The sequence below is a fragment of the Stutzerimonas sp. NM35 genome (genome assembly GCF_054604355.1).
The window spans coordinates 2,979,588-2,997,076 of record NZ_CM137728.1 but is presented as its reverse complement, the minus strand read 5'-3'; the positions used below and the strand labels follow the sequence as shown (position 1 = coordinate 2,997,076).

The 17,489-nt window shown below is 61.9% G+C and carries 14 protein-coding genes and 1 riboswitch; of the genes, 11 read left to right on the top strand and 3 right to left on the bottom strand.

The features are described 5' to 3' along the window. Positions 1 to 5: 5 nt before the first annotated feature. Both ACYCFC_RS13975 and ACYCFC_RS13970 read right to left on the bottom strand, forming a co-directional pair. Positions 6 to 1,178 (bottom strand): glycosyltransferase family 4 protein, encoded by a 1,173-nt coding sequence (locus tag ACYCFC_RS13975; RefSeq protein ID WP_459651973.1) that lies wholly within the window; start codon positions 1,176 to 1,178, stop codon positions 6 to 8. A 369-nt stretch (positions 1,179 to 1,547) separates the two neighbouring features. Next, on the bottom strand, positions 1,548 to 2,507 hold the full coding sequence (locus tag ACYCFC_RS13970; RefSeq protein ID WP_459651972.1) for a GDP-mannose 4,6-dehydratase: 960 nt from the start codon (positions 2,505 to 2,507) through the stop codon (positions 1,548 to 1,550). Between the two features lie 342 nt (positions 2,508 to 2,849). Between ACYCFC_RS13970 and ACYCFC_RS13965 the strand changes: the two genes are divergently transcribed. The 7 genes from ACYCFC_RS13965 (at position 2,850) to thiC (ending at position 13,425) form a co-directional block, all read left to right on the top strand. After that, entirely contained in the window at positions 2,850 to 4,262 is a 1,413-nt protein-coding gene (locus ACYCFC_RS13965) for a mannose-1-phosphate guanylyltransferase/mannose-6-phosphate isomerase (protein WP_459651971.1), read from the top strand. 140 nt (positions 4,263 to 4,402) lie between these two features. Beyond that, complete coding sequence (locus ACYCFC_RS13960; RefSeq protein ID WP_459651970.1) at positions 4,403 to 4,723, top strand: hypothetical protein; 321 nt, start codon at positions 4,403 to 4,405, stop codon at positions 4,721 to 4,723. Between the two features lie 521 nt (positions 4,724 to 5,244). Then, positions 5,245 to 6,408, top strand: coding sequence for an ATP-binding protein (locus ACYCFC_RS13955; RefSeq protein WP_459651969.1), 1,164 nt, complete (start codon positions 5,245 to 5,247; stop codon positions 6,406 to 6,408). Between the two features lie 661 nt (positions 6,409 to 7,069). Then, the gene (locus tag ACYCFC_RS13950; protein WP_459651968.1) at positions 7,070 to 8,017 is read left to right on the top strand and encodes an NAD-dependent epimerase/dehydratase family protein; all 948 of its coding nucleotides are present in this window, start codon (positions 7,070 to 7,072) and stop codon (positions 8,015 to 8,017) included. Continuing rightward, positions 8,017 to 9,039 carry an MraY family glycosyltransferase gene (locus tag ACYCFC_RS13945; protein ID WP_459653999.1) on the top strand — a complete coding sequence of 341 codons (1,023 nt, stop codon included), beginning with the start codon at positions 8,017 to 8,019 and terminating at the stop codon, positions 9,037 to 9,039. Before ACYCFC_RS13950 ends, ACYCFC_RS13945 begins: the two co-directional genes overlap by 1 nt. A 137-nt stretch (positions 9,040 to 9,176) precedes the next feature. Continuing rightward, on the top strand, positions 9,177 to 11,156 hold the full coding sequence (locus tag ACYCFC_RS13940; RefSeq protein WP_181087124.1) for a polysaccharide biosynthesis protein: 1,980 nt from the start codon (positions 9,177 to 9,179) through the stop codon (positions 11,154 to 11,156). 178 nt (positions 11,157 to 11,334) lie between these two features. After that, positions 11,335 to 11,441, top strand: a riboswitch (TPP riboswitch). 103 nt (positions 11,442 to 11,544) lie between these two features. Then, positions 11,545 to 13,425 (top strand): phosphomethylpyrimidine synthase ThiC, encoded by a 1,881-nt coding sequence (gene thiC, locus ACYCFC_RS13935; protein WP_459651967.1) that lies wholly within the window; start codon positions 11,545 to 11,547, stop codon positions 13,423 to 13,425. Between the two features lie 79 nt (positions 13,426 to 13,504). Here the strand turns inward: thiC and ACYCFC_RS13930 are convergent, their stop codons facing one another. Then, the gene (locus tag ACYCFC_RS13930) at positions 13,505 to 14,236 is read right to left on the bottom strand and encodes a DUF3298 and DUF4163 domain-containing protein (RefSeq protein WP_459651966.1); all 732 of its coding nucleotides are present in this window, start codon (positions 14,234 to 14,236) and stop codon (positions 13,505 to 13,507) included. Between the two features lie 253 nt (positions 14,237 to 14,489). Here ACYCFC_RS13930 and ACYCFC_RS13925 point away from each other — a divergent pair, with 253 nt between their 5' ends. The 4 genes from ACYCFC_RS13925 to ACYCFC_RS13910 all read left to right on the top strand — a co-directional run bounded on the left by ACYCFC_RS13925 (position 14,490) and on the right by ACYCFC_RS13910 (position 17,478). Further along, the gene (locus ACYCFC_RS13925) at positions 14,490 to 15,107 is read left to right on the top strand and encodes an NUDIX domain-containing protein (RefSeq protein WP_181087126.1); all 618 of its coding nucleotides are present in this window, start codon (positions 14,490 to 14,492) and stop codon (positions 15,105 to 15,107) included. Next, on the top strand, positions 15,104 to 15,550 hold the full coding sequence (locus ACYCFC_RS13920) for a DUF1249 domain-containing protein (protein WP_459651965.1): 447 nt from the start codon (positions 15,104 to 15,106) through the stop codon (positions 15,548 to 15,550). The genes ACYCFC_RS13925 and ACYCFC_RS13920 overlap by 4 nt, the downstream gene beginning before the upstream one ends. Positions 15,551 to 15,759: 209 nt before the next feature. Beyond that, complete coding sequence (cpdA, locus tag ACYCFC_RS13915; RefSeq protein ID WP_459651964.1) at positions 15,760 to 16,575, top strand: 3',5'-cyclic-AMP phosphodiesterase; 816 nt, start codon at positions 15,760 to 15,762, stop codon at positions 16,573 to 16,575. Between the two features lie 285 nt (positions 16,576 to 16,860). Continuing rightward, positions 16,861 to 17,478, top strand: coding sequence for a YqiA/YcfP family alpha/beta fold hydrolase (locus tag ACYCFC_RS13910; protein ID WP_459651963.1), 618 nt, complete (start codon positions 16,861 to 16,863; stop codon positions 17,476 to 17,478). Positions 17,479 to 17,489 lie beyond the last annotated feature (11 nt).

Genomic DNA, 17,489 nt, shown 5'->3' with positions numbered 1-17,489 from the left:
GTCTCCTAGGCGCTGATATGGCGGTAAATAGCCAGGGTCTGATTGGCGCAGCGTGCCCAGGAAAAGGCCTTCGCTCGTTCAAGCCCAGCGGTGGCAAGGGCGGCGCGGGCTTCACTGTGTTCCAGCAACCATTGCATGTTCGTCGCGAGCTGTTCCACTGAGCCGCGTTCGACAAGCAAGGCGCTGTCGCCGGTTATTTCGCACATGGAAGTATCCTGGGTGCAGATCACCGGTACGCCGCTGCTCATGGCTTCCAGTACGGGCAGGCCAAAGCCTTCGTAATGTGATGGGTAGACGAACGCCTGGGCGCCGGCATACAGCGCCGGCAGGGCGCTGGCCGGTACGAAGTTCAGGTGGCGCAGGCCGCGTGTCTGCTTGAGTTGGGCGATACGGGCGAGGGTGTCGGCATTTCCCCATCCCGGCGCGCCGGCGAGAACCAGAGGATAGTTGTCAGTCAGTGGCGCTGGCAGGCTGCTCCATGCCTTGAGCAGGGTTTCCACACCTTTGCGCGGTTCGAGAGTGCCGACAAACAGCAAGTATTGCCCGTGTCGTAGCTGGTAGCTGCTCAGGATATCGGCGGTCTGCTCAGCGGTTTGTGGCTTATAACGACTGGCTGCACCAAGATGGATGGTTTGTACGCGCCGTTCATCCACGCCATACAGCTCGATCAGTTCCTTGCGGATGTGTTCGGAATCGGTGATCAGGGCATCTGCCCGAGCCAGCGTTTTCGGCAGTTCGCGGCTTAGCCATGCTACACGTTTGGCTGGATGATATTGGGGGTAGTGGATAAACGACAGGTCATGAATGGTGGCGACACATGGCCCCTTGTGGGCGCGCAGAATGAAGTTCGGTTCGTGATAGACGAAGTCTCGTAACCGGGCTGATTGCAGCCTTAGCAGATTGTTGCGCAACGCCTCGCGCGCACGATAGGCCAGGCTCGAATTGCGCAGCAGGCGATGCAGGCGGCCCTGTGATGGGCGTGACGACGCGCCGCCCGATAGCGCGCGGGCATGACACTCATGCAGGGCCTGTGTGGCCGAGGCAAAGTGACGCCCGGAAAAGCACTCGATGCCTTCAAACGCCTGCATCGCTACGAATTGTTCAAGCAGGTTCTGTGTGTAGGTGCCAATGCCTGTCACGGGTGGCAGTAGCGATTCGGTGTTGAGCAATAGCTTCATTGAGTGCTTTACCTGGGGGCCGTATCGTATGGCGAGCATGTGAGCATGTGAGCATGTGAGCATGTGAGCTTGGGGATGAGGGTTCTGTATCAGCCTGGTTCGCGGGCATGGCCCGCTCCTGCGTGGGGCGCGACAACCTGCCGGGGACGCAAGCGCGTAGGAGCGGCCCCTGGCCGCGAATGAAACCACGCAGGTGCTGGGCCTGGTTCGCGGGCATGGCCCGCTCCTGCGTGGGGCGCGACAACCTACCGGGGACGCAAGCGTAGGAGCGGCCCCTGGCCGCGAATGAAGCCACGCAGGTGCTGGGTATGGTTCGCGGGCGTGGCCTGCTCCTACGTTGCATGAGAGGCACCACAACATTTGTAGGCGTCATCGGCCTGCGACTACCTCGGCTCGCCAGTAGTCGAGCAGCTCCTTCAGGGTTTCCGGTAATCCTATAGAGGGCTTCCAGCCGAGGGCCTGGCGCAGGCGCTGGCTATCCCCAGCCGCGTATGGGATGTCCGAGGGGCGCATCCGCGCCGGGTCCTGTTCGATCCTGATCGTGGCGCTGCTCATTTGCAGCATCATCTCCAGCACCTGGGCGATCTGGTGAGTTTGGCCCGAAGAGATATTGAAGCAGCGCTGATGCTCGCCGGCGCTGTCGGCACGTGCCAGCAGCAGTTCGTATGCCCGGCAGACGTCGGCCACATCGAGAAAGTCGCGGCTGGCTTGCAGGTCGCCGACTTTCAGCACCGGCTCCTGCTTGCCTGCCTCGATCAGGGCGATCTGGCGAGCGAACGAGGCCGTCACGAAGTCAGGCGACTGATGCGCGCCGATATGGTTGAACGGTCGTGCCACCACGCCACGTGTTCCACGGCGGAAATACTCGTTGAACGCCGTCTCGGCGGCGAGCTTGCTTGCGGCATAGGGGTTCTGCGGCAGGCAGGGAACATCCTCGTCGAGCGGGATGTTCTGCTTGAAAGCTGCGCCGTAAACGTCTGCTGAGCTGACGAACAGAATGAAGCACTCCGGCGCGAATTTGCGCATGGCTTCCAGTACGTTGATGCTGCCCATCACGTTGGTTTGCCAGGTGAGTTGTGGAGCCTCGAAACTCTTCGGAATATGCGTGATCGCCGCCAGATGCACGATTCGAGTCGGAGAGGTGTCACGGATGATCTGCGCAACGCTTTCGGCTTCGCGAATGTCACAACTGACCGTTTCGCTGGCAAAGGGCACGGGCTGGTCCGCATGTGACGACACAGCAATGACATGCTGCCCGGAGTGCTGGAGCGTTCTGCAGAGCTGCCGTCCAACGAAACCGTTGGCGCCTGTAATTAACGTGCGGTGCATGATCTTCTCTCTGGCCCTCGAACGCGGGCGGCTAGTTTACAGAGCGTGCAGGGGGCATGCGAGCCGGAGGTGACCTCGTAGGAGCGGGCCATGCCCGCGAACCCATACCCGTTCATTGGCGCGGTTCCGTTCGCGGCCAGGGGCCGCCGCTGCAGGTGTTGGTCCCGCGAATGTTGCCCCCCGCGCGTAGGAGCGGGCCATGCCCGCGAACAAAGCCCACACCCCTGGTGCGTGTCATTCATGGGCATGGCCCGTTCCTACAAAGCAACAGGCAACGTTGCATCATCGCGGGGTCGATTCGATAATGACGAGCTTTGCCATTGATGGCTTCTCGGAGTTTTTATGTTTACGCCCGTAATCCTCGCCGGCGGTAGCGGCTCGCGCCTCTGGCCGTTGTCGCGCCAGCGTTTCCCCAAGCAGTTTCTGGAGCTCGACGGCCAGGCGAAAGGGACCATGTTCCAGCGTACGCTGGCCAGGCTGGACGGGTTGGAGCACGCATCGCCGCTGGTGGTGAGCAATGAAGAGCATCGTTTCGTCGTGGCCGAGCAGTTGCGTCTGGCCAGGCGCACGAGCCGGCGCATCATCCTCGAACCCATGGCGCGCAATACGGCCCCGGCCATTGCGCTGGCGGCGCTGGATGCCAGCCGAGAGGGCGACGATCCGGTGCTGCTGGTGCTGGCGGCTGACCATTACATCCGTGATGAGGACGCTTTCCGCGAGTCGATACGGATCGCCGAGGCTCAGGCTCGCGACGGGCGTCTGGTGACCTTCGGCATCACGCCGACCCAGGCGGAAACCGGGTTCGGTTATATCCAGTGCGGCGATACGCTGGGAGCAGGTGGCTTTGCGATTGCCGGCTTCAAGGAAAAGCCTTCGGTCGAGCGCGCCCAGGAGTATCTGGCTGCGGGCAATTATCTCTGGAACAGCGGCATGTTCATGTTCCGCGCTTCGCGCTTTCTGGCGGAGCTGGAGCGCTTTCGCCCCGACATCCTCGCTGCCTGCCGCGACGCGCTCGCCGGGGCGGAGGAAGACAGTCACTTCCTGCATATTCCGTCCGAGCAGTTCGCCCGTTGCGATGACGAGTCGGTGGACTATGCGGTGATGGAGCATACCGCCGCCGGTGTGGTGGTACCGCTGGATGCCGGCTGGAACGATCTGGGCAGCTGGGCGGCGATCTGGGATGTCAGCGAGCGCGATGCCGATGGCAATGGCCTGCAGGGCGATGTGCTGTCGTTCGATACGCGCAACACGCTGGTGCAGTCGCATCATCGGCTGGTGGCGACCGTGGGCGTCGAGGATCTGGTGGTCGTCGAAACCAAGGATGCCGTGTTGGTGGCCCATCGCGATCAGTGTCAGCAGGTCAAGCAGGTGGTTCAGCAGTTGCAGGCCGAGCAGCGTGAGGAGTTCGTCAGCCATCCGTTGGTAAGCCGCCCCTGGGGCCATTACGACACGGTGGATCGCGGCGAGCGCTATCAGGTCAAGCGCATCACCGTGTTGCCGGGTGAATGCCTGTCACTGCAGATGCACTACCACCGGGCCGAGCACTGGATCGTGGTGTCGGGCACGGCCAAGGTGATCTGTGGCGACAAGGAGATGGTCCTTACGGAAAACCAGTCCACCTATATTCCGCTGGGGGTCAAGCACTCGCTGTCCAACCCCGGCAAGATGCCGCTGGAACTGATCGAGGTGCAGTCGGGTGCCTATCTGGGCGAGGACGATATCGTGCGTTTCGAGGATCGTTACGGGCGTAGTTGAAGATAGCCGCCCGTAGGAGCGGGCCCTGCCCGCGAACCTGTGCCCGACCATCGGCGCGGCTTCATTCGCGGCCATGGGCCGCTCCTACAGATTTACCTGTGCAGGCTTAAACAGGCGGCGGTTTCTGGATCTGTTACGTCTTGTTGTTGGCATATTGCCATCACTTTTGCTGTACAACGATTCTGATTCCCGCCAAAATCACCTTCTTTTTGGGGGGGGTTGCCATGTCGGCTTCAGAGGATCGGCGCCAGTATCATGCGCTGCGCGAGCATATCGATAGCCTGCTGGCAGCCGGTGGTTCGCTGGTGGGGCGCGATCCCGTCAGGCTTGCCGTCGAAGGTCGAATTCTGACGGTACGGCACGGAATGCTGGTCAATGAGCAGGCTCATCTGGATCTGATCGAGGCGCTGGCGGCGCTCGAATGGAATTTCAATCAGCTGAAAGAAGCCCGCATGGCCTGAGGCCCCGTTCATTACGGATGCCGCTAATCCGTAGAAGCGGGCCACGCCCGCGAGCTTGTGTCCAGGCCATCGGCGCGGTTCCGTTCGCGGCCAGGGGCCGCTCCTGCAGATGTTGCATGCACTCCGCGCGTAGGAACGGGCCATGCCCGCGAGCCTGTGCCCGACCATCGGTGCGGTTCCGTTCGCGGCCAGGGGCCGCTCCTACAGATGTTGCATGCCCCCCGCGCGTAGGAGCGGGCCACGCCCGCGAACCTGTGCCCGACCATCGGTGCGGCTCCGTTCGCAGCCAGGGGCCGCTCCTACAGATGTTGCATGCACCCCGCGCGTAGGAGCGGGCCATGCCCGCGAGCTTGTGTCCAGGCCATCGGCGCGGTTCTGTTCGCGGCCAGGTCCTACAGATGTTGCATGCATCCTACGGTCTCGCTTTGTCGCTCATACACGTGAATAACGGAATATAGTGAAATATAGCGAAAACCACTATATGCGCATATATTGCGCTATAGATCAGTGGAGGCTTGAATATGGACCCTTATCGCAATCCCTTTGCACCTGGTGCCGGAAGTCGACCGCCTGAGCTTGCGGGGCGCGATGCAATTCTTGAGGCTGCGAGAATTTCATGTGGCCGCGCCATTAAAGGACGAAGCGCCCGATCAATCATGCTTCTGGGATTGAGGGGTACCGGCAAGACGGTTCTGCTGAATGAAATAGGGAAAATCGCACAGGAAGAGGGTCTCCTGGTTTCCAAGGTGGAATCTCCGGAACGTGAAAGCCTTGCACGTCTTCTTTATCCCGAAATGCGCAAGGTCATGCGCTCGCTCTCGGGTGTGGAGGCTGCCAAGCAAATCGCCAGTCGTGGACTGAAAGGGCTTCGCGGTTTTGCCTCGATCTTCAAGATCGACATTGCTGGTGTCGAGGTAGGGGTTGAGCCTGAGCCCGGTCTCGCTGATAGCGGAGACCTGCAATACGATCTACCGGACCTTTTTGAAGTAATTGGTCGGGCAGCACAAGCCGCAGGTAAAGGGTGGATTCTTCTTATAGATGAAGTGCAGTACCTTTCCGAGGCGGATCTCTCGGCATTGATTGTTGCCATTCATCACATGTCGCAAGAAGGTCTTCCGGTACTTCTCGTTGGGGCTGGTCTTCCGCAAGTTGCCCGGCTCGCGGGCGAAGCAAAGTCTTATGCCGAGCGGCTTTTCCTGTATCCGGCGGTTGGTGCGCTCGATCAGCCATCGGCTAGCCAAGCTGTCAAAAAGCCGATAATGGATGAAGAGGCTTCAATCGATCCGGCGGCGCTCGATATCATCGTTGACCGTACACGTGGTTATCCCTTCTTCCTTCAGGAGTGGGGGTCTACGGCCTGGAACAATGCTGAAGGGCCAGAAATCACCATCGATGACGTGAGCCAATCCTATACCGAGACGCTGGCTTTGCTTGATTCGGGTTTTTTCAGGGTTCGTATTGATCGGCTGACCAAATCAGAAGTTCATTTCGTGAGGACGATGTCGGAGCTGGGTGATGGACCCTATGCCATGGCTGATATCGCCAAGGCGATGGGACGAACCCAGTCGTCGCTTGGGCCAACTCGGGCCAATATTATTTCCAAGGGGATGATCTACAGTACAGATCACGGCTATCTGAATTTTACCGTCCCCCTCTTTGCGGAATATATGCGCCGCCAAGGGTAAGTCTCGATTCTATGTAGGCGCGGAGCACTATGCCCAGGCCATCGGCGCGGTTCCGTTCGCGGCCAGGGGCCGCTCCTACAGATGTTGCATGCACTCCGCGCGTAGGAGCGGGCCACGCCCGCGAACCGGTGCCCGAACATCGGCGTGGCTCCGTTCGCGGCCAGGGGCCGCTCCTACAGATGTTGCATGCACCCCGCGTGTAGGAGCGGGCCACGCCCGCGAACCAATGTCCAATCATCGGCGCGGTTCCGTTCGCGGCCAGGGGCCGCTCCTACAGATGTTGCATGCACTCCGCGCGTAGGAACGGGCCACGCCCGCGAACCAATGTCCAATCATCGGCGCGGCTCCGTTCGCGGCCAGGGGCCGCTCCTGCAGATGTTGCATGCACCCCGTGCGTAGGCGCGGGCCACGCTCGCGAACCAATGTCCAATCATCGGTGCGGTTCCGTTCGCGGCCAGGGGCCGCTCCTGCGGATGGCGCATGTATCCGTGGGCGGCGTATTGCGCATTCGCGGATGCCGTAAATCGGCAACCCCGTCGATATTTCCATCTGAAACACAGCACGCGCGGCTGGCTGTGCGTAAAATCCGCATCCTTGTCGGGGCTGTCATGCATCCCTGGGGATTTCGGAGAGCTGGGTGAGTTCGAGCAGGAAAGTTCTGGTGACTGGTGGTACGGGCTTCGTCGGGCGTGCGGTGCTTGCGCGTCTGGTTGCCCGTGCCGAGTTGCGGGTGTTGGCCTGGACGCGGCGTGCCGATGCCGTGCTGCCTGCAGGGGTCGTGCGGGTGCCGCTTTCACACAACCGTATGTTTGCGGCGGGTGCCGAGGTGGAAGGGTTGCATACGGTCGTGCATTGCGCGGCGCGCGTTCATGTGATGAATGACGAAGTGCCTGACCCGCTGGCTGAATTTCGCCGGGTCAATGTGGAGATGACGCTCGATCTGGCGCGTAGCGCTGTCGAGCTCGGTGCGCGGCGGTTCATTTTCATCAGTTCGATCAAGGTCAACGGTGAAACGACACAGCCGGGCTACCCCTTCACTGCGTTCGATACGCCGCAGCCATGCGGCGCTTATGCGCTGTCCAAGCATGAAGCCGAAGCCGGTTTGCGCGAGATTGCCGAACAGACGGGCCTTGAAGTGGTGATCATCCGCACGCCGCTGGTATACGGGCCGGGCGTGGGGGCGAATTTTCGCAGCATGATGCGCTGGCTTGCGGCGGGTATGCCTCTGCCGCTGGGTGCGCTGGATAATCGGCGCAGTCTGGTGGCGCTGGATAATCTGGTCGATCTGATCGATACCTGCCTCGATCACCCGGCTGCGGCCAACCAGACGCTGCTGGTGAGCGATGGCGAGGATATGTCCACCAGTGAGCTGCTGCGCCGTCTGGGCATGGCGCTCGGTCGGCCTGCACGGTTGCTGCCGGTGCCTGGTCACTGGATCGGCCTGGCCGCGCGGCTGTTGCGGCGTGAGGCGATTCATGCGCGGCTGTGCGATTCGCTGCAGGTGGATATCGAGCGAACCCGTGAGCTGCTGGGTTGGTCGCCGCCGGTGAGGGTGGATGATGCGTTGCGCCGGACGGCGCTCGATTACCTGCAACGGCGGCAAGCATGATGCTCTGGCTGATCGTGGCGGCCTTCGTTGCCGCCTTCGGGCTCACCGCTGTGCTGCGCCGGTATGCGCTGCGTCGACAGCTGCTGGATGTGCCCAATGGGCGAAGCTCGCACGTCGTTCCTACGCCCAGAGGCGGGGGCGTGGCCATTGTCGCGGTGGTGGTGGGACTGTTGCCGGTGCTGTGGCTGTACGAGGCGGTGAATGCTTCTCTGGTCTGGGCCTTGTTCGGCGCGGGTCTGGCTGTCGCGCTGCTGGGGTTTGCCGATGACCATGGTCATATCGCCGCACGCTGGCGTCTGCTGGGGCATTTCGTTGCGGCGATGTGGGCCATGTTCTGGCTGGGCGGGCTGCCGGCGCTGACGTTGTTCGGCATGACGCTGGAACCGGGCTGGCTGGGCAACCTGCTGGGGCTGCTGTTTCTGGTGTGGATGCTCAATCTGTACAATTTCATGGATGGCATCGACGGCCTCGCCAGCGTCGAGGCGATCAGCGTATGCCTGGGCGTGCTGGTCTGTTATGCGCTTGCCGCGTCGTCGGACGGAGCGCGCCAGGGTGATTTCGAGTTGTTGCTGGCTGCGGCTGTGGCGGGTTTCTGCTGCTGGAATTTCCCCCGGGCGCGCATATTCATGGGCGATGCGGGAAGCGGTTTCCTCGGTATCGTCCTGGGCATATTGGCCCTTGGCGCCGCCTGGGTCGTGCCACAATTGCTCTGGAGTTGGCTGATTCTGCTGGGCGTCTTTATCGTCGATGCAACTTTCACTTTATTGCGTCGTCTTTTGCGGGGCGAGGCCGTGTATCAGGCTCATCGCAGCCACGCTTATCAGGCTGCTGCGCGGCGCTTTGGCCGCCATGTGCCGGTGACGGTTGCGGTGGGGTTGATCAACGTGGGTTGGCTTTTGCCCTGGGCGGCGTGGGTAGCCTCAGGCGGAGTCGAGGGTGCAACAGCCTTGGTGATCGCCTATTTGCCGTTGTTGTGCCTCTGCATCCGGTTTCACGCAGGTGCGGCTGAAGCGAGTACATGATTGTGCGGTGTGGTGGCGGTTCGCGGGCATGGCCCGCTCCTACGGAGCCGTGATGTGTGCCACACCTGTAGGAGCGGGCCATGCCCGCGAACAAGCCGGTTTGGAATGAATGGCTTTGTCGGATGGGAATGAAATGAATGTTGCGTGATCGCCTGTTAGGCCTGCCCCGGCGGTACAAGCGCCTGCTGCAGGTCTTGGCCGATGTCGTTCTGGTGTGGGTGTCTCTGTGGCTGGCGTTCGTGGCGCGTCTGGGCTCCTATGAAGTCGTGGACCCCTTTGGCGAGCACGCCTGGCTGTTCCTGCTCGCGCCGTTGCTGGCCATCCCGCTGTTCATTCGCATCGGCATGTACCGGGCTGTGATGCGCTACCTGGGCAACGATGCGCTGATTGCCATTGCCAAGGCGGTTACGCTGTCGTCACTGCTGCTGGCCTTGGCAATCTACTGGCATCGTGATGCGCCGGGGTTGGTGCCGCGTTCTCTGGTGTTCAATTACTGGTGGATCAGCCTGATGCTGCTCGGCGGGCTGCGCCTGATGTTGCGTCAGTATGTGCTGGGCGATTGGTATCGCGGGATGCTGAGCGCTCCGTTCGGCCAGGATAACGGCCTGCCACGTGTCGCCATTTATGGCGCGGGCGCTGCCGGCAACCAGTTGGCAGCCGCGCTGAGAATGGGGCGTGCGATGCGTCCGGTGGCCTTTATCGATGATGACAGCGATATCGCCAACCGGGTCATTGCCGGGCTCAAGGTGTACAAGCCCAAGCATATCGGCCAGATGGTCGCCGAGAGTGGCGCCAGCGAGATTCTGCTGGCCATTCCGTCCGCCAGTCGGGCGCGGCGGCGCGAGATCCTGGCGAATCTGGAGCGCCATCCCCTGCATGTACGCTCGGTACCGGGGTTCATGGACCTGGCCAGTGGACGGGTCCGGGTCGAAGACCTTCAGGAAGTGGATATTGCCGATCTTCTGGGGCGCGACAGCGTTGAGCCGGATGAGGCTCTGCTGGCCAGGTGCATTCGCGGCAATGTGGTGCTGGTCACGGGTGCCGGCGGCTCGATTGGCACCGAGCTTAGCCGGCAGATTCTGCTGCTGGCTCCGAAAGCCCTGATTCTGTTCGATCATGCCGAATACAACCTGTACCGCATTCATCGTGAGCTGGAGCAGCAGGTCAGGGAGCAGGCGCTGGAAGTGGAGCTGATTCCGATCCTCGGCTCTATCGGCAACCCGCAGCGTCTGCTGAGCATAATGCGCGCCTGGGGCGTGACGACCGTGTATCACGCGGCGGCCTACAAGCATGTGCCCATGGTCGAGCACAATATTGCCGAAGGGGTGATGAACAACGTCATGGGTACGCTCAATTGCGCCCAGGCCGCGATCCAGGCTGGCGTGGCGCATTTCGTGCTGATCTCGACGGACAAGGCGGTGCGCCCGACCAATGTCATGGGCAGCACCAAGCGGCTCGCGGAAATGGCGTTGCAGGCGCTCAGCCGTGAAGCCGCTCCGGTGCTGTTCGGCGAGCCGGCGAGTATCAATCAGGTCAATCGTACCCGTTTCACCATGGTCAGGTTCGGTAACGTGCTGGGTTCGTCCGGTTCGGTGATTCCGCTGTTTCGCGAGCAGATTCGCCGGGGTGGGCCGGTGACGGTCACCCATCCGAAGATCACCCGTTACTTCATGACGATTCCCGAGGCTGCACAGCTGGTGTTGCAGGCGGGCTCCATGGGTCTGGGGGGCGATGTTTTCGTGCTGGATATGGGTGCGCCGGTGCGAATCGCCGAGTTGGCCGAGAAGATGATTCATCTGTCTGGGCTGTCGGTTCGCGACGAAGACAATCCCAATGGCGATATCGCCATTCAGTTCACGGGCCTGCGGCCCGGCGAAAAGCTCTACGAGGAACTGCTGATCGGCGATGACGTGACGCCGACAGAGCACCCGATGATCATGTCCGCCGATGAGGCCTACCTGTCCTGGGGCGAATTGCGTGATGTGCTGGAGCGCTTGCTACAGGCGTTGGGCAACGATGATTTCGAGCAGGTCAGGGTGATTCTGCGTGCCACAGTCGATGGTTATTCGCCTCGTGAGGAAATCGTCGACTGGCTGTACCACCCGCCGCTTAATTGATCGGCAGGTAGTGTCGGTTCGCGGGCAGATTCTGTAGGAGCGGCCCCTGGCCGCGAACGGGACCGTGCCGATGGTTGGGTATTGGTTCGCGGGCGTGGCCCGCTCCTGTGTGGAGACAGTGTCCGTGGGATACGACTCAGTAGCTGGCTTTCCCCGGCACTCTTGATTAGACTCGATCGCGTTCTTGTCGGGGTGCCTTGAATCGAAGGCTGAGATCGGAAAGTTCCGGATCCCGTTGAACCTGATCAGGTTAAGGCCTGCGTAGGGAACAAGATGTGCTCGCCAGTTTCTCCTGCGAGTCTCTCGGCGCCAATCCCGGCGCACCCCGATGCCCTTATCCCGCCGTGTTTTTCAGGTTCGCTCCGACAACTATCGAGGAGCCAGTCTGATGCGTGCAGAACAACAACATCTCAGTGAATCGGCCCAGGTCGACCAGCAGTCGATCCAGCCTTTCCCGCGTTCGCAGAAAATCTACGTGCAGGGCACACGAGCGGACATCCGCGTGCCGATGCGCGAGATCAGTCTCGACGTCACGCCCACCGCCTTCGGTGGCGAAATCAATGCGCCGGTGCTGGTCTACGATACGTCCGGCCCCTACACCGACCCCAATGTGCAGATCGACGTGCGCAAGGGCCTGGCCGATGTGCGCAGCGCCTGGATCGAGGATCGCGGCGATACCGAGAAATTGCCGGGGCTGAGTTCCGAATTCGGCCAGCGCCGCCTGGACGATGCCGAGCTGACCGCCATGCGCTTCGCCCACGTGCGCAACCCGCGCCGCGCCAAGGCTGGCAGGAATGTCAGCCAGATGCACTACGCGCGTCAGGGCATCATCACGCCCGAGATGGAATACATCGCCATCCGCGAGAACATGAAGCTGCAGGAGCATCGCGCCGCCGGCCTGCTGGATCAGCAGCACGCGGGTCAGAGCTTCGGCGCCAGCATCCCCAAGGAAATCACCCCCGAATTCGTCCGTGACGAAGTCGCCCGCGGTCGCGCCATCATCCCCGCCAACATCAACCACACCGAGCTGGAGCCGATGATCATCGGCCGCAACTTCCTGGTGAAGATCAACGGCAATATCGGCAACTCGGCGCTGGGTTCCTCCATCGAGGAAGAAGTCGCCAAGCTGACCTGGGGCATCCGCTGGGGCTCGGACACGGTGATGGACCTGTCCACCGGCAAGCACATCCACGAAACCCGCGAGTGGATCATCCGCAACTCGCCGGTGCCGATCGGCACGGTGCCGATCTACCAGGCGCTGGAGAAGGTCAACGGTATCGCCGAAGACCTGACCTGGGAGCTGTTCCGCGACACCCTGATCGAGCAGGCCGAGCAGGGCGTCGACTACTTCACCATCCATGCCGGCGTGCTGCTGCGCTACGTGCCGCTGACGGCCAAGCGCGTCACCGGTATCGTCAGTCGTGGCGGCTCGATCATGGCCAAGTGGTGCCTGGCGCATCACAAGGAAAACTTCCTCTACACCCATTTCGAAGACATCTGCGAAATCATGAAGGCCTACGACGTCAGCTTCTCGCTGGGCGACGGCCTGCGTCCGGGCTCCATCGCCGACGCCAACGATGCCGCGCAGTTCGGCGAGCTGGAAACCCTCGGCGAGCTGACCAAGATCGCCTGGAAGCACGACGTGCAGTGCATGATCGAAGGCCCCGGCCACGTGCCGATGCACATGATCAAGGAGAACATGGACAAGCAGCTCGAATGCTGCGACGAGGCGCCGTTCTACACCCTCGGCCCGCTGACCACCGACATCGCGCCGGGCTACGACCACATCACCTCGGGCATCGGCGCGGCGATGATCGGCTGGTTCGGCTGCGCCATGCTCTGTTACGTCACGCCCAAGGAGCACCTGGGCCTGCCGAACAAGGATGACGTCAAGACCGGCATCATCACCTACAAGATCGCTGCCCACGCCGCCGACCTGGCAAAAGGTCATCCCGGTGCGCAGATCCGTGACAATGCCCTGTCCAAGGCGCGCTTCGAATTCCGCTGGGAAGACCAGTTCAACCTGGGCCTGGACCCGGATACCGCGCGCGCCTTCCACGACGAGACCCTGCCCAAGGACTCGGCCAAGGTCGCGCACTTCTGCTCCATGTGCGGACCGAAGTTCTGCTCGATGAAGATCACCCAGGAAGTCCGCGAGTACGCCGCCGAGAACGGCCTGACCGACGAGCAGAAGGCCATCGAGGCTGGCTTCGCCGAACAGGCAGGGCGCTTCAAGGATGAAGGGTCGGTGATCTACCGGCAGGTGTAGCTGCTGCGGCCTTGTAGGGCCGAATTCATTCGGCCGGTTTCACCAAGGCTGAACAAGTTCGGCCCTACGAAGTGCTCCGCTACAAATACTCCGGCCTGACGATGCCTTCGAGCTGATCATGCGGAATGCTCAGCTCGGGGTGGCCGCTGGAGTAGGGCGCGATGCTGTAGACGTCATACTTGAGCAGCACGCTGTCCTTGAGCAGGGCGATGTGGGCGGTCTGCTGAAAGGGCCAGAATTCGATGAATTCGGCATCCTGGTCGTGTTCGTTCTCCACCAGCCAGCGCTGGTGCGCCTGGCGGGCGGCACGCCAGAAATTGCCGGCCTGGCCGGGTAGCAGGATGTCTTCGAGGCGCAATTCGCGATTCGGCTCGCGGTCGTAGTTGATGAAACCGCGACCGGGCATGCCATGTGCCCCGCCAGTGAACAGGTAGCTGGACAGCTCGATCACCAGGATATTGCCGTGCCGTTCGCGCAGCTTGGCTTGCAGATAGCTGCTCCAGTGGGGTTCGGCGTCACGCAGGAATGCCTCCTGGTAACCTTCAAGCGTCGCCGGCATTTCGCTCTCGGGGCCGAACATCGTCATGCGCCGCAGCCGTTCGTCGATCAGCGCATTGAGCGCCGGCTCGTCGACGAAATGTTCGGTGTCGATATTGACCAGCGGGCAGCTCTCGTCCTGCTCGGGACAGCCGGCGGGGCGTTGCTCACTGAGGATCTGCCGGATTTCGATCGTCGGCTCCCCCCCGAAGTGCTGGCAGGCGCTCAGCAGCAGGGCGGTGATGGTCAGGGTGAGAATATTTCGAAAAGGCATAACCTTTTTCAACGGCCTGTTAACGGGATTCATCCGGTTTCCTATGGTCCTGCGCTGCGGTTTCGAGTGTGGGCAGTCTGTGAAGTTCTGCAAGCGGCTGCCAGTATTTTCACTGTGATGCTGACGTTCGTAATGGGCTGCGTTCGAGCATGTGGCGCGTTAGGATAACCTTCAAAGACCGCTCACGCAGTGACGGTTGATGTCTTTCCGGCGGCGCCGCGCGTCGCGGAATAACCGATTATGTGAGTGTGCAATGACCGAGATTTTCAAAGCCGGACCCGCTGACGTGGAAATCATCCAGCGCGATCGCTGTTTCAGCGGCTTTTACAGCCTGGATCGCTTTCGGCTGCGTCATCGATTGTTCCGTGGCGGCATGGGCGCAGAGATCGAGCGCGAGCTTTTCGTGCGTCACGACGCCGTGTGCGTGCTGCCCTACGACCCCCAGCGCGACGAGGTGGTGCTGATCGAACAGTTCCGGATGGGTGCGATGGCGCGTGGCGACAACCCCTGGCTGGTGGAAACCGTGGCCGGTCTGATCGACAAGGAGGAGCAGCCCGAGGAAGTGGCCCGCCGCGAGGCGGTCGAAGAGGCGGGGCTGGAGATCGGCGAGCTGTGGCCGGTGTCGGCCTATTATCCATCGCCGGGCGGCAGTACCGAGCGCATTCATCTGTATGTCGGGCGCTGCAGCAGCCTCGGTGCCGGCGGTGTGTTCGGACTGGAGGAAGAGGGCGAGGATATTCGTGCTGCGGTCTGGCCGCTGCAGACAGCGCTGGCCGCCTTGCGCGACGGTCGCATCGACAACGCGGCAACCATCATCGCCCTGCAATGGCTGGCCTTGAACCGCGATGAAATCAGGGAGGCCTGGACATGAGAGCCAAACGCGAGCGCTATCATGTCGATCTGCTGGAATTGCAGTCTGCCTGCGAGGCGAATTACCTGCGGCTGATGCAACTGCTGCCCGACATGCGGCATCAGTCCGATATTCGCCGTATCGCCATGAGCCAGGGGGATCGGCTGCTGGGCGTGCTGGTGTTGCAGGTAGTGGAAAACTGCCCCTACACCAGCACGCTGCGTATCACGCAGGAGCATTGCCTGCCCTGGCTGCCGGTGCCCCGGATGGAGGTGCGGGTCTATCACGACGCGCGCATGGCCGAGGTCGTCAGTGCGGAGAATGCGCGGCGCTTTCGCGGCATCTATCACTACCCCAATGCGCAGATGCATCAGCCCGACGAGAAGAGCCAGCTCAACCTCTTTCTCGGCGAATGGCTCGGACACTGCCTGGCCTGTGGGCATGAGCTGGAACCGGTGCTTTGAGCGTTTTTGGCGGGCAAGGTCCTCTCCTGTGTGTTCCGTTTTTGTAGGAGCGGGCCATGCCCGTGAAGGGGCTGCACCGCGGCGTGGTTTTTACGGAGTGCCGTTTGGACAAAAGGGTGTATCTGTGACCCACGCCCGTAACGCACGGTTTACCCTCGTGCTCGCCTGCCACCATAATTCCTCCGTCATCCGGGCAAAGGAGACGGGTCTTGCCTGTCGCACCTCTTAACGCTGATAAAGACTCGGTACTGCTCGTACAACTGACCGACAGCCACCTGTTCGCCGAGGCGAGCGGCAGGCTGCTGGGCATGGACACGACCGAGAGTTTGCGGCGAGTCGTCGAGCGGGTTCTCGACGAACAGCCATGCGTGGACCTGATGCTGGCGACCGGCGATCTGTCCCAGGATGGTTCGATCGCCTCTTACGAGCGTTTTCGCACATCCTGCGAGCCTATCCAGGCGCCTGCGCGCTGGTGCCCCGGCAACCATGACGAGCTGGCCGCGATGCAGCAGGTGACGCAGGGCAGCGAGCTGATGGCGCCGATCCTCGACATCGGTGCCTGGCGCGTGGTGATGCTCGATACGCTGGTGCCCGGATCGGTTTTCGGGATGCTTCGCAGCGAACAGCTTGCGCTGCTTGAGCGCGCCTTGCAGGAAACGCCGGACAGGCATCTTCTGATCTGCCTGCATCATCATCCGGTGACCATTGGCAGTCGCTGGATGGATGCCATCGGGCTGCACAATCGCGAGGCGCTGTTCGAAGTCATCGATCGCTTTCCCAGTGTCAGGGCGTTGCTCTGGGGGCACATTCACCAGGAGTTCGACGACTGGCGTAACGGTGTGCGGCTGCTGGCGTCACCCTCTACCGGCGTGCAGTTCGCGGTCGGCAGCGAAAACTTCCAGGTGGACAGGCTCGCGCCCGGCTACCGCTGGCTGCGCCTGCATGCCGATGGCCAGCTCGAAACCGGCGTGTCGCGGATCGAAGAGGGGGACTTCGACGTGGACTACAGCGTCGAGGGGTATTGAAGCTTCGTTCGCGGGCGTGGCCGCTGCGGATGGGATTGCACGACCACCTGTAGGAGCGGCCCCTGGCCGCGAACGGGCTCGCGCGGGTGCTGAGCATTGATTCGCGGGCGTGGCCCGCTCCTACGACGGATGGATTGCACGACCACCTGTAGGAGCGGCCCTTGGCCGCGAACGGACCCGCGCCGGGGTGCTGAGCATTGTTAGCGGGTATGTGGCTGTCCGTTTTCGGGTTGCAGAAAAGGTCGGGTGGCTTGTAGCCTTGCCTCTTTTCGATGAACTGTATCCATGTCCAGTTACCCGCCTTCGATTCTTTATCTGCACGGCCTCAACAGCTCTCCACTCTCGCGCAAGGCGAGCCAGCTGACGGCTGCGCTGGCGTGTATCGGGATGGGCGCACGGTTGCGGGTGCCGGCGCTGCATCATCATCCGCGCCTGGCCATCGCCCAGCTCGAGGCGGCTATCACCGAGCTGGGGCGGCCCGTGCTGGTCGGCAGTTCGCTCGGCGGCTACTATGCGACGCACCTTGCCGAGCGTCACGGGCTCAAGGCGTTGCTGATCAACCCTGCCGTGATGCCGCATCTCCGTTTCGACGGCTACCTCGGCCCGCAGACCAACCTTTATACCGGTGAAGTCTGGGAGCTTACCCAGGATCATGTCGCTGCGCTGGCCGAGCTGGAGGTTGCGCCGCCACAGGATGCCGAGCGCTATCAGGTCTGGTTGCAGACCGGTGACGAGACGCTGGACTACCGCGATGCGCTGGATTTCTACCGGGGCTGCGCGCTGCGCATCCAGGCGGGCGGCGACCATGGTTTTCAGGGCTTTGCCGAGCGGCTCCCGGCGTTGCTGGCGTTTGCCGGTTTTGCGCCGGCAGATTTTATCGAAGCCGATTTCTCCGATCTCTAAGGACATCACGA

What these genes read in the sequence shown, in the direction of transcription:
- ACYCFC_RS13975 (WP_459651973.1), bottom strand. Translation starts at nt 1,178, where the DNA reads ATGAAGCTATTGCTCAACACCGAATCGCTACTGCCACCCGTGACAGGC.
- ACYCFC_RS13970 (WP_459651972.1), bottom strand. Translation starts at nt 2,507, where the DNA reads ATGCACCGCACGTTAATTACAGGCGCCAACGGTTTCGTTGGACGGCAG.
- ACYCFC_RS13965 (WP_459651971.1), top strand. Translation starts at nt 2,850, where the DNA reads ATGTTTACGCCCGTAATCCTCGCCGGCGGTAGCGGCTCGCGCCTCTGG.
- ACYCFC_RS13955 (WP_459651969.1), top strand. Translation starts at nt 5,245, where the DNA reads ATGGACCCTTATCGCAATCCCTTTGCACCTGGTGCCGGAAGTCGACCG.
- ACYCFC_RS13945 (WP_459653999.1), top strand. Translation starts at nt 8,017, where the DNA reads ATGCTCTGGCTGATCGTGGCGGCCTTCGTTGCCGCCTTCGGGCTCACC.
- ACYCFC_RS13940 (WP_181087124.1), top strand. Translation starts at nt 9,177, where the DNA reads ATGTTGCGTGATCGCCTGTTAGGCCTGCCCCGGCGGTACAAGCGCCTG.
- thiC (WP_459651967.1), top strand. Translation starts at nt 11,545, where the DNA reads ATGCGTGCAGAACAACAACATCTCAGTGAATCGGCCCAGGTCGACCAG.
- ACYCFC_RS13930 (WP_459651966.1), bottom strand. Translation starts at nt 14,236, where the DNA reads ATGCCTTTTCGAAATATTCTCACCCTGACCATCACCGCCCTGCTGCTG.
- ACYCFC_RS13925 (WP_181087126.1), top strand. Translation starts at nt 14,490, where the DNA reads ATGACCGAGATTTTCAAAGCCGGACCCGCTGACGTGGAAATCATCCAG.
- ACYCFC_RS13920 (WP_459651965.1), top strand. Translation starts at nt 15,104, where the DNA reads ATGAGAGCCAAACGCGAGCGCTATCATGTCGATCTGCTGGAATTGCAG.
- ACYCFC_RS13910 (WP_459651963.1), top strand. Translation starts at nt 16,861, where the DNA reads ATGTCCAGTTACCCGCCTTCGATTCTTTATCTGCACGGCCTCAACAGC.